General features: G+C 70.7%; 13 protein-coding genes. 3 read left to right on the top strand and 10 right to left on the bottom strand.

The window, feature by feature from the left end; genetic code table 11:
- Nucleotides 1–72: 72 nt before the first annotated feature.
- Together ACZ4N4_RS07490 and ACZ4N4_RS07485 are read right to left on the bottom strand one after the other, a co-directional pair.
- The gene (locus ACZ4N4_RS07490) at nucleotides 73–1,434 is read right to left on the bottom strand and encodes an MFS transporter (RefSeq protein ID WP_467585564.1); all 1,362 of its coding nucleotides are present in this window, start codon (nucleotides 1,432–1,434) and stop codon (nucleotides 73–75) included.
- Nucleotides 1,435–1,657: 223 nt separating this feature from the next.
- Entirely contained in the window at nucleotides 1,658–2,323 is a 666-nt protein-coding gene (locus ACZ4N4_RS07485) for a TetR/AcrR family transcriptional regulator (RefSeq protein ID WP_453378479.1), read from the bottom strand.
- Nucleotides 2,324–2,467: 144 nt separating this feature from the next.
- On the opposite strand from ACZ4N4_RS07485, the gene ACZ4N4_RS07480 reads away from it, so the two are divergent.
- From ACZ4N4_RS07480 to ACZ4N4_RS07470, 3 genes are all read left to right on the top strand, one after another.
- A complete protein-coding gene (locus ACZ4N4_RS07480) occupies nucleotides 2,468–3,349 on the top strand; it encodes a shikimate dehydrogenase (protein WP_467585562.1) in 882 nt (293 codons plus the stop codon).
- Between the two features lie 110 nt (nucleotides 3,350–3,459).
- Nucleotides 3,460–5,250, top strand: coding sequence for a bifunctional sugar phosphate isomerase/epimerase/4-hydroxyphenylpyruvate dioxygenase family protein (locus tag ACZ4N4_RS07475; protein ID WP_467585561.1), 1,791 nt, complete (start codon nucleotides 3,460–3,462; stop codon nucleotides 5,248–5,250).
- A 209-nt stretch (nucleotides 5,251–5,459) separates the two neighbouring features.
- On the top strand, nucleotides 5,460–7,331 hold the full coding sequence (locus ACZ4N4_RS07470) for an ArnT family glycosyltransferase (protein ID WP_467585558.1): 1,872 nt from the start codon (nucleotides 5,460–5,462) through the stop codon (nucleotides 7,329–7,331).
- 13 nt (nucleotides 7,332–7,344) lie between these two features.
- Here ACZ4N4_RS07470 and ACZ4N4_RS07465 read toward each other — a convergent pair whose 3' ends face one another.
- The 8 genes from ACZ4N4_RS07465 to gnd form a co-directional block, all read right to left on the bottom strand.
- The gene (locus tag ACZ4N4_RS07465) at nucleotides 7,345–10,227 is read right to left on the bottom strand and encodes a glycoside hydrolase family 2 TIM barrel-domain containing protein (RefSeq protein WP_467585556.1); all 2,883 of its coding nucleotides are present in this window, start codon (nucleotides 10,225–10,227) and stop codon (nucleotides 7,345–7,347) included.
- Nucleotides 10,228–10,252: 25 nt separating this feature from the next.
- Nucleotides 10,253–11,146, bottom strand: a complete 894-nt coding sequence (locus ACZ4N4_RS07460; RefSeq protein ID WP_467585553.1) for a carbohydrate ABC transporter permease — start codon at nucleotides 11,144–11,146, stop codon at nucleotides 10,253–10,255.
- The gene (locus ACZ4N4_RS07455; protein WP_467585551.1) at nucleotides 11,143–12,108 is read right to left on the bottom strand and encodes a carbohydrate ABC transporter permease; all 966 of its coding nucleotides are present in this window, start codon (nucleotides 12,106–12,108) and stop codon (nucleotides 11,143–11,145) included. Before ACZ4N4_RS07455 ends, ACZ4N4_RS07460 begins: the two co-directional genes overlap by 4 nt.
- A 20-nt stretch (nucleotides 12,109–12,128) precedes the next feature.
- Nucleotides 12,129–13,394, bottom strand: a complete 1,266-nt coding sequence (locus tag ACZ4N4_RS07450) for an ABC transporter substrate-binding protein (protein ID WP_453567519.1) — start codon at nucleotides 13,392–13,394, stop codon at nucleotides 12,129–12,131.
- Nucleotides 13,395–13,695: 301 nt separating this feature from the next.
- A complete protein-coding gene (locus tag ACZ4N4_RS07445) occupies nucleotides 13,696–13,854 on the bottom strand; it encodes a hypothetical protein (RefSeq protein WP_467585548.1) in 159 nt (52 codons plus the stop codon).
- A 19-nt stretch (nucleotides 13,855–13,873) separates the two neighbouring features.
- Nucleotides 13,874–15,118 carry an ROK family protein gene (locus tag ACZ4N4_RS07440; RefSeq protein ID WP_453567520.1) on the bottom strand — a complete coding sequence of 415 codons (1,245 nt, stop codon included), beginning with the start codon at nucleotides 15,116–15,118 and terminating at the stop codon, nucleotides 13,874–13,876.
- Nucleotides 15,119–15,346: 228 nt separating this feature from the next.
- Complete coding sequence (locus ACZ4N4_RS07435) at nucleotides 15,347–15,940, bottom strand: histidine phosphatase family protein (protein WP_467585545.1); 594 nt, start codon at nucleotides 15,938–15,940, stop codon at nucleotides 15,347–15,349.
- Nucleotides 15,941–15,946: 6 nt separating this feature from the next.
- Nucleotides 15,947–16,828, bottom strand: a complete 882-nt coding sequence (gnd, locus tag ACZ4N4_RS07430; protein WP_467585543.1) for a phosphogluconate dehydrogenase (NAD(+)-dependent, decarboxylating) — start codon at nucleotides 16,826–16,828, stop codon at nucleotides 15,947–15,949.
- Between the last annotated feature and the right edge of the window lie 4 nt (nucleotides 16,829–16,832).

Here is a 16,832-nt window from a genome sequence, read left to right as displayed (position 1 = left end):
CGTACGCCTGCTCCGCGCACCCCGCGAGGAGGTTCCGGCCGTGACCGTCACCGGGGCACCCGCGAGGGAGGCTCAGGCCGTGACCGTCTCCGGGCGGGACGCCTCCCGGGGGCCGCGTGCGCCGAGGTCCTCCGTGGCCAGCTTGTGGGTTTCGCGCGCCGAGAGGGCGGCGACGACCGGCGGTACGCACAACGCCGCCGCGAACAGCGCCACCGCCGACCAGTCGTCCCCGCCCGGACCCGCGATCTGCGCCGCGAAGGTCACCGCGAACCCGGCCACCGCGAACCCGATCTGAGTGCCGATCGCCATGCCGGACAGCCGCACCCGGGTCGAGAACATCTCGCCGTAGAAGGACGGCCAGACCCCGTTCGCCGCGCTGTAGACGACACCGAAGGCCACGACGCCGAGGACCAGGACCAGCGGGTAGGAGCCGGTGGATATCGCCCACAGGTAGCCGGACATCGCCGCCGCGCTGCCCACCGCGCCGATCAGGTACACCGGCCGCCGGCCGATCCGGTCCGACAGCGTCGCCCACGCCGGGATCGCGCCCAGCGCCACCAGGTTGGCCAGCGCGCTCACCCACAGCATCGAGGTCTTCGACATCCCGACCGAGTCGCTCGTCGCGTACGCCAGCGCCCACACCGTGAAGATCGTGCTCACCGAGGCGATCAGCGCGCCCCCGATCACCCGCAGGACGTCCGCCCAGTGGTGCCGCAGCAGCGTCACCAGAGGCAGCCGTACGACACCGTCGGTCGCCGCCTGCCGCGCGAAGGCCGGCGTCTCCTGGACCGTGCGGCGGATGAACCAGCCGGCCACCGCCACCGCGGCACTCAGCCAGAACGGCACCCGCCAGCCCCAGGACAGCAGTTGGTCCTCGGGCAGCCGGGAAACCGGGATGAAGACGAGGGTGGCGATCAACTGACCGCCCTGGGTGCCGCTCAGCGTGAAACTGGTGAAGAAGCCACGCCGGTCCGGCGGCGCGTGCTCCAGACTCATGGAACTGGCGCTGGCCTGCTCGCCGGCGGCCGAGACGCCCTGCAGCACCCGGCACAGCACCAGCAGCACCGGCGCCAGGCCGCCCACCTCGGCGCGGGTCGGCAGGCAGCCGATCAGGAACGTCGACAGGCCCATCAGCAGCAGCGTGAAGAGCATGATCTTCTTACGGCCGACCCGGTCCCCGAAGTGGCCGAGGAACAGGGCGCCGACCGGGCGGGCCGCGTAGGCGACACCGAAGGTGGCCAGGGAGAGCAGGGTGGCGGTGGCCGGGTCCGACTCGTCGAAGAAGACCTTCGGGAAGATCAGCGCGGCCGCGCTGCCGTAGACGAAGAAGTCGTAGTACTCCAGGGCGCTGCCGATCCAGGCGGCCAGAGCGGCCTTCCTGGGCTGGCCGCCGGGTGGTACGGCGGTGGCGGCGGGCGGGGCGGGGACGGACACGGCGGTGCTCCTTCGGAGAACTCCGACGTAGGCGGAGAGAGCGGCGGGGGAGAGGGCCGGTTCCCAGGGATGACGGGTCGGCGGACCCAGCGGGTGGGTGCTAATTAACCCACTGGGTAGTTAGTCGCGATGGGTAGGGATGTTGCGCTCGCGTTTCCCCGCTGTCAAGAGGTCGTGCGGGTCCCCCGCCCGCGGCGGTCGGGCCGCCGCCCCGCCGCGGGGGTCAGCCCGCCGCGCGCTCCGCGGTGAGGTAGGCGATCACCATGTCGCCGAGCATGGTCCGGTAGTGCGCGCGCTGTGCCGGGTCCACCAGGTCACGGCCGAACAGGGCGCCGAAGGTGGCCCGGTTCGCGACCCGGAAGAAACAGAACGAGCTGATCATCGCGTGCAGGTCGACCGCGTCGACGTCGGCCGTGAACAGGCCGGACTCCTGGCCCTGGCCCAGGATCCGGCGGATCACCTCCAGGGCCGGCGAGCCGATCCTGCCGAGCTTCTCGGAGGCCGCGATGTGCTCGGCGCCGTGGATGTTCTCGATGCTGACCAGGCGGATGAAGTCCGGGTGCTGCTCGTGGTGGTCGAAGGTCAGCTCCGCGAGCCGGCGGATCGCCGCGACCGGGTCGAGATGCTCGACGTCCAGTTGCTGCTCGGCCTCCCGGATCACGCCGTACGCCCGCTCCAGGACCGCCGTGAACAGCTGTTCCTTGCCGCCGAAGTAGTAGTAGATCATCCGCTTCGTGGTGCGGGTGCGGGCCGCGATCTCGTCGACGCGGGCACCGTCGTAGCCGGCCCGGGCGAACTCCTGCGTGGCCACGTCGAGGATCTCGGCCTGGGTGCGGGCGGCGTCACGGATCCGCCCGTTGGTCTGTGCCGGTTCTTCGACGCTGGTCATCGGGTTCCTTCGGGAGTACGGCTCCGGTGCCGGAGATTCTAGAAGGCGGGCCGGGCCCGGCGGCCAGGGTCTTCCCGGAGGGTGGTCCGCCTGATATAGCTAACGTACTAGTTCGTACATTAGAGCTCAGCTCAGGAGGTCCCCGTGGCCAAGGACTCGTTTCTCGTCGGACTGATCGGCTCCGGAGTCGGACCGTCGCTCAGCCCGGCCCTGCACGAGCGCGAGGCCCACCGGCAGGGCCTGCGGTACCTGTACCGGCTGATCGACATCGACGTGCTGGGCGTGCCGCCCGAGGCCGTGGGGGATCTGGTGCGGGCCGCGCGTGACCTCGGCTTCGACGGGCTCAACATCACCCACCCCTGCAAGCAGCTCGTCATCGAGCACCTGGACGCGCTCGCCCCGCAGGCCGAGGCGCTGGGCGCGGTCAACACGGTGGTCTTCGAGGCCGGCGGAAGGGCGGTCGGCCACAACACGGACGTCACCGGGTTCGCGGCGTCCTTCGCGCGGGGGCTGCGGGACGCTTCGCTGGAGCGGGTCGTGCAGCTCGGCGCGGGGGGTGCGGGGGCCGCCGTCGCGCACGCGACGCTCACCTTGGGGGCGGAGCGGGTCACCGTGGTGGATTCGCTGGCCGACCGGGCGACGGATCTCGCGGGCGCCCTGAACCGGCACTTCGGCGCGGGGCGGGCGGCGGCCGGGACGCCGGACCGGCTGCCGGAACTGCTGGCCGGTGCGGACGGGCTGGTGCATGCGACGCCCACGGGGATGGCCGCGCATCCGGGGTTGCCGGTGGCCGCGGAGTCGCTGCGTCCCGGGTTGTGGGTGGCCGAGGTGGTGTACCGGCCGTTGGAGACGGAGCTGGTGCGAACCGCCCGGGCGTCGGGGTGCGCCGTGCTGGACGGGGGCGGGATGGCGGTGTTCCAGGCCGCCGACGCCTTTCGGCTGTTCACGGGGAGGGAGGCGGACAGCGTGCGGATGCTTGCTGACATCGCGGCGTTGGCTCGTGTGCCGGAGCGCGATGTCGTGTGACGGGTGCGGACCGGATGTGGCTGGTCGCGCCCACGCGGCGCAGCCGCATGCCGATACAGCCCCGCGCCCCCAAAAGAAGGGGTGCGGTACAACACGTAAGGAATGCCGCAATGCACACTTCAATCGCGACTGTTTCGCTCAGCGGGTCACTCACCGAGAAGCTCACCGCCGCCGCCCGGGCCGGGTTCGACGGCGTGGAGATCTTCGAGAACGACCTGCTCGCCAGTCCCCTCTCGCCCCGCGAGATACGGGCCCGGTGCGCCGATCTGGGACTCGGTATCGACCTCTACCAACCCATGCGGGACATCGAAGCCGTCCCCGCCGACGAGTTCGCGCGCAATCTGCGTCGCGCCCGGCACAAGTTCGAGCTGATGGGGGAGTTGGGGGCCGGTACCGTTCTCGTCTGTTCCTCCGTCTCCCCGCTCGGGATCGACGACGACGATCTCGCAGCCGAACAGCTCTCCCGACTGGCAACGCTCGCCCAGGAGTCCGGCATCCGTGTCGCCTACGAGGCGCTCGCGTGGGGGCGGCACGTCAGCACGTACGACCATGCCTGGCGGATCGTGGAGGCGGCCGACCATCCCGCCCTCGGGACCTGCCTCGACAGCTTCCACATCCTGTCCCGTGGCTCCGATCCCAAGGGCATCGAGGCCATCCCCGGCGAGAAGATCTTCTTCCTCCAGCTGGCCGACGCCCCGTCGCTCGCCATGGACGTGCTCCAGTGGAGCCGTCACTACCGGTGCTTCCCGGGGCAGGGCGGCTTCGACGTCGCCGGGCTGGTCCGGCACGTACTGCGGACCGGGTACGACGGGCCGCTCTCCCTGGAAGTCTTCAACGACGTCTTCCGGCAGGCCGAGGCCGGGCCGACCGCCGTCGACGCGCACCGTTCACTGCTGGTGCTCCAGGAGGCCGTAGGTGTCGGTGAGTTGCCCGCGTCCGTGGTGCCGACGGGCGTCGCCTTCGCCGAACTCGTCACCCCCGACGCCGAACCCGTCACCGCGCTGCTCGGCGCCCTCGGCTTCGCCCGGACCGCCCGGCACCGCAGCAAGCCGGTCGACCTGTGGGAGCGGGGCGAGGCCCGGATCCTGGTCAACACCGGTCCCGCCGCCCGCCGCGACGGCACCCAACTCGCCGCGATCGGCCTGGAGTCCCCCGATCCCCCGGCCGCCGCCCGCCGCGCCGAGGCCCTGCTCGCTCCCGTACTGCCCCGCCGCCGGGACCCGCAGGACGCCACGCTCGACGCGGTCGCCGCCCCCGACGGCACCGAACTGTTCTTCTGCGCCACCGGCCGGAGCCCCGAACTCCCCGACTGGCGTTCCGACTTCGCCGACATCGCGGAGACCCCGGGCCCCGGGCCGGCACGCATCGACCACCTCGCACTCACCCAGCCCTGGCACCAGTACGACGAGGCGACCCTCTTCCACCGCAGCGTCCTCGGCCTGCACGCCCAGGAGAGCGTCGACGTCGCCGACCCCTACGGCCTGCAGCGCTCCCGGGCCGTCACCAACGCCGACGGCAGTGTCCGGATCGTCCTCGGCGTCGGCGCGGCCCCGGCCGACGACACCCTGCACGCCCAGCACATCGCCCTGGCCACCGACGACGTGGTCGCCGCTGCCCGTGCCTTCCGCGCAGCCGGCGGCAACCCGCTGGCCATCCCCGCCAACTACTACGACGACCTGGCCGCCCGGTACGAGTTCGCCGACGGCGAGCTGGAGACGTACCGCTCCCTCGGCATCCTCTACGACCGGGACGCCGGCGGTGTCTTCCGGCACTGGTACACCCGGACCGTCGGACGGGTCTTCTTCGAACTGGTCGAGCGCGATCCCGGCTATCGCGGCTACGGCGCCCCGAACGCGGCGGTGCGCCTGGCGGCCCAGCACGCCGGCCGGCCGGCCCGCTGAGCGCACAGGGTGAGCTTGCGGTGAGAGGCCGGTGAGACACGCCCCGGATCCAGGCTGCTCACAGGTGTTGCGGCGGATACTCACGAAGATCCGGAATGTTCTCACCGTTCCGGATGCGACCTTCGTGGATTTCCACCCGTCCTAGAGGCCGTAGCAATCCAGGACGTACCGGAAGTCCTGGAACCCGGGAGTCCTGGAGGCCGCCTCCGATGCCGAGCCCTGCCGTCACCGCGCCACTCGTCCGTGTCCAGGGTCCGCCGCCTCCGCCGACCCCGACGCGGACCCGCACCGAGCGCCACGAGCGCCCGTTGCTCGGCGCCGTCGCCGCCCTCGCCGCGCTCCTCTACTTCTGGGGCATCTGGCACAGCGCGTACCACGCCTTCTACGCGAGCGCGGTCCGCAGCATGACCGACGACCCGGTCGCCTTCTTCTACGGCTCCTTCGACCCGGCGGGCTCGATCACCCTGGACAAACTGCCCGGGTTCCTGTGGCCGCAGGCCCTGTCGGCGCTGGCCTTCGGTTTCCACCCCTGGGCCCTCGTGATCCCGCAGGGCCTGGAGGGCGTGGCCGTCGTCGTGCTGTTGCACGTGGTGGTACGGCGGTGGGCGGGGGTGGCGGCGGGGCTGTCGGCCGCCGTGTTCCTCACCCTCACCCCGGTCGCCGTGGGCCTGGCCCGGTCCGTCACCGAGGACGCGCCGTTCGTGCTGTTGCTGCTGCTCGCCGCCGAGGCCGCCCAACGGGCCACCGCCCGCGCCCGGACGCGCACCCTCGTCCTGGCGGGCGTCTGGGTCGGAGCGGCCTTCCAGTGCAAGATGCTGGAGTCCTGGGCGGTGCTGCCCGCGCTGGCCGTGCCCTATCTGGTGGCCGCGCCGACGTCCCTGCGCCGCCGGATCCGCGACCTGGCCGTGTCGGGCGCGGTCATGCTGGCGGTGTCCCTGTCCTGGATGCTGGTCGCCACGCTCACTCCGGCGTCGGGCCGCCCGTACCTGGACGGTACGACCGACAACTCGCCGTTCGGGCTGGTCGTCGGCTACAACTTCCTCACCCGGTTCCGCGCGCTGGGCGTCGACGCGGCTGGTACCGGCAGCATCGTCGCCGACCGGGCGCACAGCAGGCTGTCGGCGGGGATGGGGGACAGCGTCTGGAAGATGTTCAGCCCCGGCATCGCCACCCAGACCGGCTGGCTGTATCCGCTGGCGGCGCTCGGCCTGGCGGCCGGGCTGTCGGCGCTGTGGCGCCGCCGCGTCCCGCGCACCGACCCCGCCCTGGCCGGGTACCTGATGTGGGGGGTGTGGCTGGTGACCTTCTTCCTGGTCTTCAGCCTCGGCAGCGTGACCGGACACACCTACTACATGGGCGTGGTGGCGGTGGCCCTGGCGGCACTGGCCGGGGCGGGCGTCACGCAGGTGCGCCGGCGCGGCGTGCTGTGTGCGGTGCTCGCCGTCAACGTCGCCTGGTGCGCGGCCCTCGCCCTCACCTATCCGCACTTCTTCGTCTGGTCGGTCGCCGTCGCCGCGGGACTGTCCCTGCCGGCTCTGGCCCTGCTCGTCGCCGACCGGCCGGGCGGGCACCGGACCGGCCTGGCCGTCGCCCTCACCGCCGTGCTCTTCATCCCCACCGTGTGGTCCGCGTCCGCGCTGTCCCTGCGGTACAACCAGCCCGGCGGCTTCGGCCGGGTCGGCCCGGAGAGCGTCCGTGTCCACAACGCCACCTCGGCCCTGACCCCGGCCCAGCGGCGGGTCCTCGCCTACCTCACCGCGCACCGCGACGGCGCCCGCTATCTGGCCGCCGTACCCCGCTGGCAGGCGGCGGCACCGTACATCCTCACGGCCAACGCCCCGGTCCTGCCGGTGGGCGGCTTCACCGCCCATGTGCCCTACCCCGCCGCCACCACCTTCCACCAGCTGATCGACACCGGCAGGCTCCGGTACGTCCTGCTGGGCCGCGCCGACCTCACCCACCGTGCCCGGGGCGCCAGGACCCCGGGCCGGGCCCTGATGCGCTGGGTCATCGGCCACTGTTCGCCGGTCCATGTCCCGGCCTTCACGGTGTACCGCTGCGGGCCGGGGCACGGCGGGTGACCGGGCCGAAGGGTCAGCCGACGTCCGAGAACACGAAGGAGAACTCGGCCGGTCCGGCGTGGAGTTGATACTGCGGCAGGACCCCCGGGCCGCAGGACTGCGAGCCGATGCCGTGCTGGCCGTGGTCCAGGTTGACCCACACCCCCGCGGCGGAGCCGCCGTCGGACGCGGTACCCGGGGTGAGGTCGCCGCGGTGAGCGGCCGCGTCCAGCTGCTCGGTGGTCCAGCGCCGGGCGGTGAACCAGAACTCCGGGTCCCCCTCGATCCGCAGGCCGCCGATCTCCGCCCAACGGACGTCCGCCCGGGCGCCGTTCTCCTGCGGGCGGAGGTACGGGGTCTGCATGTCGTCCACCGTGGACTGCCAACGGCCCACCATCGAGGCCGCCTTGGTGTCCGGATACGCCTCGCCCGGGCCGCCGCCGAACCACCGCACACGGTCGGCCGCCGACAGGCCGAAGCGGACGCCGAGCCGGGGCAGCGGTACCGTCCAGTCCCCGTCGGGGGTCACGGAGACGGTGAGCCCGAGGCGGCTGCCGTCCGTGGTCCAGCGGTAGACGGTCACCAGCCCGAACTCCCAGGCGGCTGGCGCCACCCGGGTGCGCACGGTCAACGCGTCGCCGGTCGGCTCCACCGCGTCCAGGCGGTGCCGCATGCGGTGCAGACCGAACTTCCGCCACAGCGTGCCGTAGCGGATGCCGCTCTGCCAGGCGGCGCCCTCGTCGTTGTCGGTCGTCGCCCGCCATACGTCCAGCCGCAGCCCGGTCACTGCCACGGCGCCGATCCCGCGCAGCGCGCCGCTGCGCGCATCGAAGGCGGCCGGACCGAGAGTGATCAGCCCGTCGCCGGACACCACCGGTCCGGCCGAGGCGGCGAAGGGCGGCAACTGCCGGCCCGAGACCGGGAACTGGCCCCAGGCCACGACATGCCCCCGCGGTCCCCAGGCGGTGTCGGCGGCCAGTACCGCCCGCACCGTCCACTGCGTCTCGCCGCTGCCGGTGGCGACCGGCGGCTCCGGCAGCTTCACCTCCGCCGACTCACCGGCCGCCAAGGCCGGTACGGCCAGTCGGCCCGACTCCACGGTCTCGCCGCCGACCTGGTACGACCACTCGAAGGCCAGCGCGGACAGATCGGCGAAGTCCTGCTTGTTGGTGACCCGGACGGCGGTGCCGTCGCCCTCGAACCGGACCGGCTCGATCACCTTCTTGTACTCGACCAGACCGGGGGAGGGCCGCCGGTCGGGAAAGACCAGTCCGTCGCAGACGAAGTTCCCGTCGTGGAGTTCCTCACCGAAGTCGCCGCCGTAGGCATAGCCGTAACGGTCGTCCTTGATGCCGTGGTCGATCCACTCCCAGATGAAGCCGCCCTGGATCCGGTCGTACGACTCGAAGATCCGCTGGTAGTCGGCGAGGCCGCCGGGGCCGTTGCCCATCGCGTGCCCGTACTCGCACAGGATGAAGGGGAGCCGACGGCGCCCGTGGGTGCCGCCGTCCAGTCCCCGGCCGATCCGCTCGACCTCGGCGTGGTCGGCGTACATCCGTGAATAGACGTCCGTGTCACGGCAGTTGACATCGCCCTCGTAGTGCACCAGGCGGGAGGAGTCCCGGCCGTGGATCCACTCGGCCATCGCGGTCAGGCCCCGGCCGGTGCCGGCCTCGTTGCCGAGCGACCAGATCACCACCGACGGATGGTTCTTGTCGCGCTCCACCATCCGGGCCGCCCGGTCGAGCAGGGCCGGGGTCCAGCGGTCGTCGTCGACCGGGTTGTCCCGCCAGGCCTGCTCGGTGAAGCCGTGGGTCTCCAGGTCGCACTCGTCGATCACCCACAGGCCGTACTCGTCGCACAGGTCCAGGAAGTCCGGGTGCGGCGGGTAGTGGGAGGTGCGGACCGCGTTGACGTTGTGCCGCTTCATCAGCAGCACGTCCTCGCGCATGGTCTCCAGGTCGAGGGCGCGGCCCCGCTCGGGGTGCCACTCGTGCCGGTTGACGCCCTTGAAGAGGACGGGCGTGCCGTTGACCCTGATCAGCCCGTCGGCGAGCGCCACCGTCCGGAAGCCGATCCGCAACGGCACCCGCTCGCCCTCGGTGGCCAGCACCCCGTCGTACAGCTTCGGGGTCTCCGCCGTCCACGCCTCGACCGGGACCGTCACCGGCTCGCCGGTCGCGACGTCGATGTCCAGGGCGGGCACGGACACCCGCCCGTCGACATCGGAGTCGACGCGCAGGGTGCCCTCGCCCGTGAGGTGGTCGTAGGAGGCGTGGACGAAGAAGTCCAGGACGCTGCCCGCCGGGCGGTGCAGCAGCGTCACGTCACGGAAGATGCCGGGCAACCACCACTGGTCCTGGTCCTCCAGATAGGAGCCGGCCGACCACTGGTGGACCCGCACGGCGAGCACGTTGCCGGCCGGCCTCAGCAGGTGGCCGACCGCGAACTCGTGCGGCAGCCGGGAGCCCTTGAACTCGCCGACGTCCGTGCCGTTCAGCCAGACCCGGGCGCAGGACTCGACCCCGTCGAAGCGGAGGACCGCCCCGCCGTTGGTCAGGTCCCAGCCCTCGGGCAGGTCGAAGACCCGCAGATGGTCGCCGGTGGGGTTCTCGGTCGGGACCCTCGGCGGGTCGACCGGGAACGGGTAGAGGTGGTTCGTGTAGATCGGTGCGCCATGGCCCTGGAGCACCCAGTGGCCCGGGACCGAGACCTCCGCCCAGCCGCTGGCGTCGTACCCCGGCGCGGCGAACGCGTCGTCCTCGGCGTCGGCCGTGGGTGACAGCCGAAAGCGCCAACTGCCGTTCAGCGACAGCGACCCGGCGTCCGAGCGTGGGTACCGGGCGCGGGGCGGCAGGGCGCCGGAGCCCGGGGAGACGTCCTCGACGTAGTCGGTGGCGGAGGTTCGGAAAGACATCGGTCTCCAGGTCGTTCGAAGCGTGTCAGCCCTTGATGCCGGTCTGCGCGATCCCCTGCACCAGCCAGCGCTGGAGGAAGAGGAAGACGAACACCAGGGGCAGGATGGAGATGGCGGTGGCCATGAAGATCGTGTGGAAGACGACCGTCTGGTTGGTCATGTAGGACGAGAGCACCACCTGGACGGTCCACGCTCCCGGGTCCTGACCGATGACCAGGGGCCACAGGAAGGCGTTCCAGGCGCTGATGAAGGTGATGGTGGCGATGGCCGCGAAGAAGTTCAGCGAGTTGGGTACGACGACGCGCCAGTACGCCCCCCAGTAGCCGAGCCCGTCCACCCGTGCCGCCTCCTCCAGCTCCTTCGGGAACCCCAGGAAGTACTGCCGGAACAGGAAGCAGGTGAAACCACTGAACAGGCCCGGAATGATCAGGCCCCGGTAGGTGTCCACCCAGCCCAGCGAGGAGACCAGCACGAAGCTGGGCACGAAGGTCACCGAGGTCGGGACCATCAGGGTGCCCAGGACGACGTAGAAGATCTTGTTGGCGTGCTTGTAGGGGATGCGGGCCAGGGCGTAGCCGGCCAGCGAGCACACCAGCAGGATGCCGGCGGTCATGGAGACGCCGACCACCAGCGAGTTCCACATCGACCGGGCGAAGTCCACCTGCGGGTCGTCGAAGAGTTCCCTGACGTTGCCCCACTGGAGGTGCGTGGGGAAGAACTCCCAGTGCTCTCCGGTGATCTGGGGGTCCGTGGAGAGGGCGTTGCGGAGCAGGATGTAGAACGGGACCAGGAAGAGGAGGGTGGCGACACCGGTGGCGATGTAGAGGCCGGTGCTGCCCATCACTCCACCGCCGCGCCGGCCGGAGCGGCGGCCCTTCGTGGGCGTGGCCCTGTGCGTGTCGGGCGTGGTGGTGGTCACTTCGCCTCCTCCCCCCGTCCGAAGCCCATGATCTTGCCCTGGAACAGGGTGACGATGATGATCAGCACGGTCAGGATGACCGCCCCCGCGCTGCCGGCGCCGTAGTCCTGTTCCGTGCCGAGGGCGGTGTAGTAGAGCTCGACCAGCGGAGGCCGGCCCCAGGTGGTCTTGTCGAGCAGGTTGTAGAACTCGTCGAAGGCCTGGTAGGCGGCGATGAGCAGCAGCAGGATCACCGCCGTCGAGGTGGCCCGCAGCTGGGGCAGGGTGATGTACCGGAAGGTCTGCCAGCCCGGCTTGGCGCCGTCGATGGCGGCGGCCTCGTACAGCTCGCCGGGGATGTTCTGCAGGGCGGCCAGGAACAGGATCATGTAGAAGCCGGACTGCAGCCACAGCCGGGCCGTGACGATGACCAGCCAGTACCAGGGCGGGCTGGGAGAGGCTAGCCAGGCGATGTTGTCGACGCCGAACCAGCCGATGACGGTGTTCATCATGCCGAAGCGGACCCCGCTGAAGATGGACATCTTCCAGATCAGGGACGCGGCGACATAGCTGCATGCGGTCGGCAGGAAGAACACCGAGCGGAAGAACGCCCGCATGAACCGTATCCGGTCGACCAGCAGGGCGAGGCCGAGCGACACCGCCCAGGTGATCGGCACGATGAACGCGGCGAACACGGTGAAGGTGCCGAGGGAACCGACGAACTTGGGGTCCGTCAGCATGTACGTGTAGTTGTCGATGCCGATGAACTTGTCCGGCGTGACGGTGAACCGTGCGTCGAAGAAGCTGAGGTAGACACTCCAGCCGATCGGCACGTAGATGAAGACGATCAGCCCGATGAGGAAGGGGCTGATGAAGAGCCAGAAGTTGAGGGTGCGACTGCCCCGCAGGCCCCGCCGCGGCTTGACCGACTTGGCCTTCGCCGGGGCGGGGTTCGCGAGGTCGCGCGTCGTGGTCGTCGACATGGTCCGGTCCGTCCGCCCGCCTATCCGAAGAGCTTCTTCAGCTCACGGTTGACGGTCTTGTCGCACTGGTCGAGCGCCTTCTCCGGGTCACCGTCCTTGCGGACGCAGTTGGCCATGACGTCCCACGTCGCCTGGATCATCGCCTGGGTCCAGCCGATGTTGTCGAAGTGCCCGAACTCGTTGAAGAGCTTCACACCCTCCGCGGGCAGGCCGGACTTGAGCTTGGTGGCCGACGCGGCGATCGAGGCGCGCGGCGGGATGTGGAAGCCGTACGAGGTCGCCCAGTCCTCCTGGTACTTCTTCTGGTCGATCCACAGCCACTTGACGTACTCCTTGGCCGCGTCGACGTTGTCGCCCTTGGCGTTGACGAACATCGACCAGCCGCCGTTGTAGACGGACTGCTTGCCGGAGTCGACGGTCTTCGGGAAGGGGAAGATCCCGAGGTCGTCGCCGAGGGCCTTCTGGAACTGCGGCATCGCCCACATACCGCAGAACTGGATGGCGCACAGGCCCTGGCTGAGCGAGGAGGGGTCCCAGTAGTCGGTCGGGGCGCCCAGGAGCAGATCGCCGCTGGTGAACAGCTTGCGCATCTTCTTGAGGCCCTCGACGACGCCGTCGGTGTGGTAGGCGATCTGGTTCTTGTCGTCGAGGGTGTCGGCGCCCGCGGACCAGATCAGGGGGCTGACGACCGCGTGCAGGTCGTTGCCCACGTACAGGCCCTTGACCTTGCCGGTGGTGAGCTTGGCGGCGGCCTCGATCAGCTCGTCGAGGGTCTCCGGGACCTTGACGCCGGCCTTCTCGAAGAGCGAGGGCCGGTAGAAGAAGAACTGCGGGTCGTCGATCATCCGGACGCCGTAGATCTTTCCGTCCACCGTGTGCGACTTGATGTCGGCCGGGTTGAAGTCGTCCTTGACCGGGTCGATGAGGTCGCTCAGGTCGGCGACCTGCCCGCTCTTGACCATCTGGATCTGCGGGTGGAACTCGAACAGGTCGGGGGCGCTCTTGGTGAGCAGGGTCGCGAACAGCTTGCTCTCGTAGTCGGCACTGGTGATCCACTGCGTGGTCACGTTGGCGTCCTTGTAGGCGGCGGCGTACTTCTTGATGGCCTGCTCCGTCCCCGCCTCGCCGTAGGCGTGGAACATCTGGGTGAGCTGCGTGCCCGACCCCGACCCCCCGCCCCGCCCGTTGTTGCCGCCGCAGGCGGCCAGTGTGCCGGCGGCGGCCATGCCCGCGGCCGCCCGGAAGAGAGACCGGCGGGACCAGTTGTTGTTGCTGAGTGCCGACATGCTGACGTCCTTGTCTGTCGAGTGCGGCTGCGGCTCTACGGCCGTGGGGAACCTCGGAAGCCAGATGGCTGAAATTGCGCTGCGGTGCGGGACGTTAACCTTCGGCTAATACTTCGGCAAGAGGTTGGACGAAGTCTGCGCGAAACGTTGCACCCGGTTCGGAATGGCGAACGGACGGGAACGCAGGGGGAGTTGAAGGCCGCCGGATCAGGGGGTCGCCGGCGGCGCTCGGTTCGTGCGCAGTGGTGCGGCTACTGCCTGGTCCAGGACTCGTTGGCGCCGCTGTTGCAGCTGTAGAGGATCACCCTGCTGCCGTCGGCGGTGGGGCCGTGCCGGTGGTGTCCGAGGTGTCGGCCGCGCTCGCCGGCGGGGAGCCGATCAGGCCCCCTGCGACGGTCAGTACGGCCGCCGCCGTGGCCGCGGCGAGGACCGATCTCTTCCTACGGGTCGTGCGGTTCAAAACGGCATCCCTTCCGTCGTCATGAAGGTGGTGCGGTACGGCTCCTTGCGGGGGTGGTGCGTCTGGGGGTCCGCTGCCCGACCGACTGCAGGGCGCCCTCCAGCGCGAACGTGGCCGCGCCGAGGCACACCGGGTCGGTGGGGACGGGGGACAGGACGATCTCGGTGGCGGCGAAGGGCCGCCTCAGCGCGTGCCGGCGGACGGCCCCGCGCACTTCGTCGAGCAGCGGTGTGCCGAGCTTCTTGGCGACCCAACTGCTGAGCACGACCACCTCGGGGTTGAACAGGTTCACCAGGTCCGCGATGCCCGCGCCCAGGTAGCGGGCCGTGTCGCGGACCACCTTGACGGCCACCGGATCGCCCACGCCGGCCTCGTGGGCCAGGGCGTCGATCGTCGCCGTCTGGTCCTCGGGGTGCAACAGCGTGCTGCTCGGGCTGAGTTCGCGCAGATTGAGCATGATGCCGGGAGCGCCGACGTAGGTCTCGACACAGCCGTGGTTGCCGCAGTGGCACAGCCGGCCGTCCAGCACGAGCGTCGTGTGCCCCCACTCCCCGGCGCTGTTGCTCACGCCTCGGTAGAGCCCGCCGCCCAGGACCAGTCCGGCGCCCACCCCGGTCCCGAGGTTCACCACCACGGCGTTCTCGTGCCCGCGCGCGGCCCCGAACCACAGCTCGGCCACCGCGCTCGCCCGCAACGGGTTGTCGAGGTACAGCGGGTAGGCGATGTGCTCGGCCAGCAGATCCAGCAACGGCACGTCGTGCCAGTCCCAGTTGGGCGCGTACTCGGCGATCCCGGTGTCCCGGTCGACCTGGCCCGGCACGCTCACCCCGACGCCCAGCACCCGCGCGCCCTCCACCCCGGCCTGCGCCACCACCGAGCCGACCGCCGTGGCGACATGGCCGATCGCCTGCTCGGGCCGGCTCTCCCCGGGACGCATCTCCTCCACTGCGCGGGCCAGCACGTTCAGCCCCAGGTCGAAGAGCTCGACCCGGACGTATGTCTCCGCCATGTCGACGCCGATCAGCGCGCCGCCGGCCGTGTTGACGGCCATCAGTCCCCGGGGGCGGCCGCCCGCGGAGTCCTCGAAACCGACCTCCGTGATCATCCGCAGGTCGAGCAGTTCACCGACGAGCGTGGCGACCGTGGCGACGCTCAGTCCGGTGGCGGCGGCCAGCGTCTGCCGGGAGGTGGGGGACCGGGCGATGATCTGGCGCAGCACCTCGTAGCGGTTCGCGGTGCGGATGTCACGCGATGTGCGCTTCACGCGGCTGCCCCTCCCATCCCGTCACGACCGGGCCCGGTCGCACGACGGCACCGGCGCGGCGCAAGGCTATGGGCTTCGCCGGACTTTCGACAAGGGGTTAGGAAAGGGGCCGTAGAAACCCACGGCGTTCCGTCTCGGGCCTCGGCGCGAACGGCGGGTGTTGCCAGGGTCGGTCCAACACGTCGAAACGGCCCGCCAGTTGCTACTGGCGGGCCGTCACGAGGTTTCTTATGGCGTCTTGTTCCACTCGGCGATCACGGGCCACCCGTGCTCCATGGACAACCTGCTGACCGTCCCGGTCGCCAGCTGGAACAGCCGGCCCTCGGCGGGCGGCAGCCCCAGGCGCCGGGCGGTGAGCACCCGCAGGAAGTGGGCGTGGGCCACCAGCACCACATCGCCGTCGTCGCCCGCGAGGGCCTTGTCCACCTTGGCGAGCACCCGGTCGGCCCGCGCCCCGATCTCCTCGGGCGACTCGCCGGGGTGGCCCGCCGGGCCCGGGGGCACGCCGTCGGTCCACAGGTACCAGTCGGGGCGGGAGCGGTGGATCTCCACCGTGGTGATGCCCTCGTAGCCGCCGTAGTCCCATTCGTGCAGGTCGGGGTCGGGTACGACCCCGGTGAGTCCGGCCAGTTCCGCCGTGCGTATCGCACGGTTCAGCGGGCTGGCCAGTACCAGTGCGCAGGTCCGTCCGGTGAGCAGCGGGGCCAGGGACTTGGCCTGTTCCTCGCCGTGCTGGGTGAGGGGCAGGTCGGTCCAGCTGGTGTGCTGTCCCGACAGGCTCCACTCCGTCTCACCGTGGCGGACCAGAAGGAGGTCCCCCACCGTCGGTCACTCCTTCGCGGACTCGACCGCGTGGCCGCCGAACTGGTTGCGCAGGGCCGCGATCATCTTCATCTGCGGGGAGTCGTCCTGGCGGGACGCGAACCGCGCGAACAGGGAGGCGGTGATCGCCGGGAGCGGCACCGCGTTGTCGATGGCCGCCTCGACGGTCCAGCGGCCCTCGCCGGAGTCCTGGGCGAAGCCCTTCAGCTTGTCCAGGTGCTCGTCGTCGTCCAGGGCGTTGACCGCGAGGTCGAGCAGCCAGGAGCGGATGACGGTGCCGTCCTGCCAGGAGCGGAAGACCTCGCGGACGTTGTCCACCGACTTGACCTTCTCAAGAAGCTCCCAGCCCTCGGCGTACGCCTGCATCATGGCGTACTCGATGCCGTTGTGGACCATCTTGGAGAAGTGCCCGGCGCCGACCCGGCCCGCGTGCACATAGCCGTACGGGCCCTCCGGCTTGAGCGCCTCGAAGATCGGCTGGAGCCGTGCGACGTGCTCCTTGTCGCCGCCGACCATCAGGGCGTACCCGTTCTGCAGGCCCCACACCCCGCCGGAGACACCGGCGTCGACGAAGCCGATGCCCTTGATGCCCAGCTCGGCGGCGTGCTTCTCGTCGTCCGTCCAGCGGGAGTTGCCGCCGTCGACCACCGTGTCGCCCTCGGACAGCAGGTCCTTGAGCTCGTCCATGACGGACTGGGTGGCGGTGCCGGCCGGGACCATCACCCAGACCGTGCGCGGGGCGTCGAGCTTGTCGACCAGCTCCGCGAGGCTCTTGACGTCGGAGACGTCCGGGTTGCGGTCGTAGCCGATGACGGTGTGGCCCGCGCGGCGGATCCGCTCGCGCATGTTGCCGCCCATCTTGCCGAGGCCGATGAGTCCGAGCTGCATGTCA

This window comes from Streptomyces sp. NPDC026538 (assembly GCF_055567535.1).
This window is presented reverse-complemented; position numbering and strand designations above follow the sequence as displayed.